Here is a 6,357-nt window from a genome sequence, read left to right as displayed (position 1 = left end):
TACAAGGGCCCAACCGTTTCATTGCTGATCAATAATGCGCGCCGTGACCTGTCTGAAAGCAAAGAAGGGTTGCGTTCGAGCAACCCTTCCCCAATCAGAATATCGTATGTGCCACGCGAGGCTGGCACGCTGATAACGCGCGTCATATGTCTTCAGAGAGTAACATGTCCGCGATTTTTCGCGCCACCTGCTTGACACTGCCCTGATCGGTGCTGACTTTGTAGTCAGCCAATTCTTCATAGAGCGGTGCACGCTCTTCATGCAGGCGTCGAATGGCTTCTTCCGGATCATCAGCGCGCGCAATCAGCGGTCGACGACTGTCACGACGAGTCCTTTCTAACTGCTGTTCCAACGACGCATCTAGATAAATCACAACACCGCGTCCACCAAGAAGGAGACGATTTTCCGGATCGCACACTGCACCACCACCAGTGGCCAATACGATACCGGTCTTTTGGGTCAGCTCCGCGATCACTTTCCGCTCGCGTTTGCGCAAACCCTCTTCCCCTTCAATATCCATGATCCAGTCGATCGGTGCCCCGGCACGTTCTTCAATCACCGTGTCTGAGTCATAAAAATCCATCTTCATAATGCGGGCCAGCTGTTTACCAATAGTTGACTTACCCGCACCCATCGGTCCGATGAGAAATATGTTGCGTTTGTATGCCATGATCGATTTATTAGTCGGTTAAACGATTCACCGGTGTGCGACTATGAGCACGCCCTCACCGGCACCCAAACACAAATGGCCTGCGTCAAGCGCAGGCCGGCGTATTATACCTAGTTATTAATCATTTTGTCGGATAATTTTTGGGGTGACAAAAATCAGTAGTTCTTCCTTGGCCGCTTCACGCTTTTTATTCTTGAACAACCAACCAATGCCCGGAATATCGCCCAGCACCGGCACCTTCGTTTCGTCGGTCTTTGTCCTTTGTTGATAAATTCCGCCTAACACGATGGTTTCACCGTTGTTCACGAGCACCTGCGTGGTCAATTCTTGCGTGTTGATCGCAGGACCAATCGCGGTCTCGACGCCACGCGTATTCTGCGTCACCTTAAGGTCAAGGATGACGCGGTTATCTGGTGTGATTTGCGGCGTCACCGTTAAGCTCAACACTGCATCCTTGAAGGCAATGTTGGTCGCCCCGGAGGATGCGGCTTGCAGATACGGAATTTCCTCACCTGACTTGATCACGGCTTCTTTCTGGTTGGCAGTGATCACACGTGGCGTCGCAATCACTTCACCCAAATTTTCGCTTTCGAGCGCCGAAAGTTCCAAATCAAGCAATGTGCCATCAGTCAATCTCGCCACATGCAACCCCAGATTGCCGGCCGCATTCGATACCGGCAAATTGACATTGAGCCGCTGATTCAATGGTGGAATTGTGCCGTTAGCAATGGTTTCCGCACCTTCGACTGTGCCCGCAAAACCAGACTGCGAGTTTTTGTCCGACAAGCCCCAACGAACGCCGAGTTCCCGAGAGAAACCGTCGCTCGCCGTCACGATACGTGACTCGATCATCACTTGACGTACCGGAATATCAAGTGTTTGTACCAGGCGGCGAACCTCGTCAAGACGTTCAGCGGTATCCTTCACCAACAAAGTGTTGGTTCGCTCGTCAACACTGACGCTGCCGCGCTCTGATAGCAGGGAATTATTTTCATTTTTCAATAGCGCGGCAATATCAGCAGCTTTTGCATAGTTAATCTGGATGAACTCAGAGCGTAACGGCGCCAGTTGCTGTACCTGGGCCTCAGCTTGCAACTCTAGTTTTTCGCGTCGCGCAATCTCGTCTGCCGGCGCCACCATCAATACATTGCCATTTTGCCTTTTGGCCAATCCTTTTGATTTCAGAATAATATCAAGCGCCTGATCCCACGGAACATTTTCCAAGCGGACCGTAACAGTGCCCTGAACCGTGTCACTGGCCACCAGGTTGAAGCCCGCCTGATTCGCGATCACCTGCAATACCGCTCGGACCTCAATCCCCTGGAAATTCAAGGAAAGTTTTTCACCTGTGTATTGGAATTTCTCTTTGCGACGCTTCTCCAATTCAGCGCGAGACAAGGGCTTGAGTTCGATCGCAAAGCTGTCATTCGCTTGATACGCCAGATACTCAAAACTTTCGTCACCGCGAATGACGACTCTTACATTGTTGCCACGCCGCTGTGTTTCGACCATTTTGGCTGGCGTCGCAAAATCAACGACATCGAGTTTCCTTATCAAATCTTCCGGAATGTCGGCATTGAAAATGTCGGCCACCACGTTACGCCCCTCCTGCCGCAGGTCGATGGCAGCATTCGGGTTCGACAACGTTAAAATGACGCGACCTTCACCTTTCGGGCCTCTGCGGAAATCAACATTCTTAATGGTCACTTGGCCAGCCTTGGCCTGCTTGGGCGCATCATGAAATGTTGTGCTCGCGACAGAGGATACGGAGCCGAGCGTGATGATAAATTCATTGCCATCCACTTTTGTCTGGTAAGGCACCATATTGACCAAATTCACCACAACGCGTGTGCGCTGACCGGCCGTCACCGCCGAGACGGAACGTGCTGCCCCAACACCAATCTCTTGCCGCCGCTTTTCTAAGGCGGAGCTCACGCCGGGAAAATCAAACGCAATGCGGGCAGGGTTATCGATTTTGAAGCTCTTCGGCGTTGGCACTGCCTCATCCATGGTTAGTCGCAACTCAACACGATCGCCAGGTAGCACCTGGTAACTGACATTTTTCAGCACCGCAGCACCGACGGACACACTTAACCATCCGAATACCAACGCCAATGCCAGTTGAATACGTCGCACTCTCGTGACTCCAAAAACGTTCATGATTTGCTCCCGCTTTGCTCTCATTGCCCCAGCTCCAACGTCACTGTTCTTGATTCCCAACAGCCGCGACCATTGGGGACAATCTCTAACAACTTGATATAGGTTTCATTCACTTCAATGACCTTACCGTTATCCAACCCCATGTGGTTGCCATTCGTCACTTGGTACACTAGTCCTGTGTTCTCGTCACGAATCAATGCCCAACGTTGTCCACCTTTTTCGATCGATCCAACCATGGTCAGGGTTTGCAAGGAAATTTTTTCCAGTTCTTCTTTAGGACGATTGGGATCCGGCTTCGGGTCGTTAATGGAGCAGGCATCCAAGTTTGCCAACTCTGCCGCCGCCTCCGGCACCACTTTCATGAACGGGCTCCGAAGGTTCTCCGCTTGATACTCAAACGGTTCATAAGGTTTGAATTCAGGCAAAGGCTTTATCGGTGGTACTGGCCGAGAATGAACCTCTTTAAGCCACGCCTCAAGATCGTCCGTATTAGTCGAACACCCAACAAGCAGGGTCAATGCCATCAGTGGGAATAATTTTCTCATCATTATTCCTCCTCGCCCTGCTCGTATCGATAGGTTTTCGCCTGAACATCCATTTTCAATTTCGGGTCGGTTCCCATCGGCAACACTTTTTTCTTGAACTGGTCATCCAACTCGATGGTGAAATCGTGTAGCGTCACAATTCGAGGCAAACTCGCCACACGGCTGACAAATTTGCCGATATTGTGATAGGTGCCTCGTACCTGCAACCGAAACGGTTTTTCAATATAGAACTCCGCACGCTTTTCTTCTTCAAGCTTCCCTTTACTGACCTCTAGGCCAGAGGCTGCCTCCGAGTACGCAATATCATCAATCAAGCCTGGAATTTCAGTGCTCTTAGGCAATTGTTGCAGAAGATGTTGAAACGCCTTACGCATCTCTTCCATCTGTTGCTTATAGGCTTCAAGATTGGCGGCTTTTCGATACTTGGTTTCATATTCGCGTTTCAGCGTTTCTTCTTTTTGCTCTGCTTGCGCCAATGTCTCTTGCTGTGCGGACGTATCAAAAAAATAACCAAGGCCAACAACCAGAGCAAAAACAATCAGGTGTGCAGCCCATTTAACCGCCGGAGGCCATGCCCCTACGTTATCAAAATCAAGTTCATTGAGTTGGTTGAGGTCAAAAGCCATTATTCTTCCTCCGCTTCCTGGCCATGGCCTCCCACAGCGACCGTCACAACAAATTCTGTACTGGGCACAGGCGACTTCAGATCCTTGTCAAAAACCTGTAAGTTGGGATCCTTCCCAAACCAAGGCGAATCATTCAATTTCCGTAACAACTCGGAAATACGTGCAGTTGACTCCGCCCGCCCACGGATTTCAAGCTGATTGCCAGTACGTTTCAAACTGACAAGATAGATACCATCGGGCACAAGTCGAGGCAATTCATCAAACAAATGCACCACCTCCGGGCGCGAACGCTGCAACTTCTGAATAAGCTCCATGCGAGTTTTCAGTTCGGCACGTTGCTTATCGATTTCTTTGATGGCCACAATCTTGGCATCCACCTGCTTAATGTGATCCTGAATAAACCGGTTGCGATTATTCTGATGTTCGATCAGCCCTTCCATGTACGTATGCATGACCACCACGAGCAAAATGCCGGCTAGCGCCGAGAAACCTAGCCCCAATACAAACTCTTTCTTCTGCTGAGCCCGCAGTTCCGCTCGCCATGGCAATAAGTTAATCTTCGCCATCAGTCAAAACTCCTTAATGCCAAACCCGTGGCAATCATCATCGACGGAGCGTCATTCGCCAATGCCTGTGCGTTCACCTTAGGCGACAATGACATATCCGCAAAAGGGTTGGCAATAGAAACACTATGTCCCAGCCTTTCTTCAATTAGTTCATCCAACCCATCAATGACCGCACATCCACCTGCCAAAACAATGTGGTCCACGTCACCAAATTGTGATGAAGAATAGAAAAACTGCAACGCCCGACTCACCTGTTGCAGGATTGATTCCTTGAACGGCTCAAGCACCTCCGGTTCATAATCGTCCGGCAAACCACCCTGCTTCTTCGCCAAACCTGCCTCCTCGAAGGACAGGCCATAGCGACGCATAATTTCTTCTGTTAATTGAGCACCACCAAACACTTGCTCCCGCGTATAGATACTTTTGCCTTGATGCATAATGCTGAGAGTGGTCAGGGAAGCACCGATATCCACCAAGGCCACCACTTGATCATCGCTGTCATCGGGAAGCTGTGTTTTCAACGTGGAAAACGCTCGCTCGAGCGCGTACATTTCAATGTCAATGACTTTTGCCGTCAGCCCGCCAATCTCGAGCACCTCCACCCGCGTCTCTACATTTTCAATACGGCTGGCAGCTATCAGCACATCGACTTGTTCCGGCGCCTTTTCTGACTCACCAATGACCTCAAAGTCCAACGCGACTTCGTCCAGCGGATAGGGAATGTGTTGCTCTGCCTCAAGGTATATCTGATTTTCGAGCTCAAGGTCCGATAACCCGGCAGGCATCTGGATGACTTTGGTGATGACGGCAGAACCCGACACGGCCGCTGCCGCATATTTGACAGAGGTTTTCGCTCTTGCAACCGCACGCCTGACCGCCTCACCGACCGCTTCAATATCCTTGATTTCTCTTTCCACAACAGCCTGCGGCGGCAAAGGCTCCACCATATAACTTTCGACACGGTATCGAGGCCCCACTTTACCCAGCTCGACAAGCTTGACAGCGGTTGAGCTGATGTCGACCCCCAAGAGTGGGAATTTCTTTTTCCCTAACAGTCGCGACAACATAGAATTTTCCTATCCACTGTGCGTAGTTACGTTTGTTATGTATGTTTTAACATTAAATAATAGGATTAACTATCGAAAATTGCACCTTTTTTTAAAAAAATTGTCTCAGTTGGACCAATAACCGGATATACTGTGTCGTCTCCGGACTACAAACACAACATATATACGCTTTAAGGTGAAAAAGCTACGGTCTGTTTGTCGTGTCGCGATCTACATCACAACTCTGCTCACACTGGCAGGTCTCACTGGGCTATTTGCCGCCTATCTGTATGTGTGGCCACAGTTGCCAGACGTGAACTCGCTCAAAGATGTGCGCCTGCAAACTCCGATGCGAATCTACACGCGCGACGGAGCGCTGGTCGCCCAGTTTGGCGAGAAACGGCGCATTCCTGTCGCCATTGAAGTGATTCCCGAACCGCTCAATCAAGCATTGATTGCCACTGAAGACCGGCGCTTTTATGACCATCACGGCGTCGATTTCATTGGCTTGATGCGTGCCGTGGTCAATTTGGTATCCACAGGCAAGATACAAGGTGGCGGATCAACCATCACCATGCAGCTTGCGCGAAATTTCTTTCTCTCCTTCGAGCAAACGTTTTCCCGTAAACTGCAAGAGATTTTTCTCAGCTGGAAAATTGAATCGGCCTTCGATAAGCGACATATCCTCGAGCTCTATTGGAACAAGATTAATTTTGGCCATCGCGCCTACGGAGTCGGGGCTGC

Annotated in this window: 8 protein-coding genes; 1 reads left to right on the top strand and 7 read right to left on the bottom strand. The window is 50.1% G+C overall.

Going from position 1 to position 6,357, the window contains the following annotated elements:
* The 7 genes from D6694_02720 to D6694_02690 form a co-directional block, all read right to left on the bottom strand.
* Positions 1-146 (bottom strand): 3-dehydroquinate synthase (locus tag D6694_02720; GenBank protein RMH47052.1); only part of this gene is annotated, 146 nt, incomplete at its 3' end.
* Positions 143-670 (bottom strand): shikimate kinase AroK, encoded by a 528-nt coding sequence (aroK, locus tag D6694_02715; GenBank protein RMH47051.1) that lies wholly within the window; start codon positions 668-670, stop codon positions 143-145. The genes D6694_02720 and aroK, both read right to left, overlap by 4 nt.
* 117 nt (positions 671-787) lie before the next feature.
* Positions 788-2,830, bottom strand: a complete 2,043-nt coding sequence (locus D6694_02710) for a type IV pilus secretin PilQ (protein RMH47050.1) — start codon at positions 2,828-2,830, stop codon at positions 788-790.
* Between the two features lie 20 nt (positions 2,831-2,850).
* The gene (locus D6694_02705; GenBank protein ID RMH47049.1) at positions 2,851-3,378 is read right to left on the bottom strand and encodes a pilus assembly protein PilP; all 528 of its coding nucleotides are present in this window, start codon (positions 3,376-3,378) and stop codon (positions 2,851-2,853) included.
* The gene (locus D6694_02700; GenBank protein ID RMH47048.1) at positions 3,378-4,001 is read right to left on the bottom strand and encodes a pilus assembly protein PilO; all 624 of its coding nucleotides are present in this window, start codon (positions 3,999-4,001) and stop codon (positions 3,378-3,380) included. The genes D6694_02705 and D6694_02700 overlap by 1 nt, the downstream gene beginning before the upstream one ends.
* On the bottom strand, positions 4,001-4,567 hold the full coding sequence (locus tag D6694_02695; GenBank protein ID RMH47047.1) for a pilus assembly protein PilN: 567 nt from the start codon (positions 4,565-4,567) through the stop codon (positions 4,001-4,003). The genes D6694_02700 and D6694_02695 overlap by 1 nt, the downstream gene beginning before the upstream one ends.
* Positions 4,567-5,634 (bottom strand): pilus assembly protein PilM, encoded by a 1,068-nt coding sequence (locus D6694_02690; GenBank protein RMH47046.1) that lies wholly within the window; start codon positions 5,632-5,634, stop codon positions 4,567-4,569. Before D6694_02690 ends, D6694_02695 begins: the two co-directional genes overlap by 1 nt.
* 328 nt (positions 5,635-5,962) lie before the next feature.
* On the opposite strand from D6694_02690, the gene D6694_02685 reads away from it, so the two are divergent.
* Positions 5,963-6,357, top strand: a 395-nt coding sequence (locus tag D6694_02685; GenBank protein ID RMH47053.1) for a penicillin-sensitive transpeptidase, incomplete at its 3' end; no start/stop codon positions are given.

Source organism: Gammaproteobacteria bacterium (assembly GCA_003696665.1).
GTDB lineage: Bacteria > Pseudomonadota > Gammaproteobacteria > Enterobacterales.
This window is presented reverse-complemented; position numbering and strand designations above follow the sequence as displayed.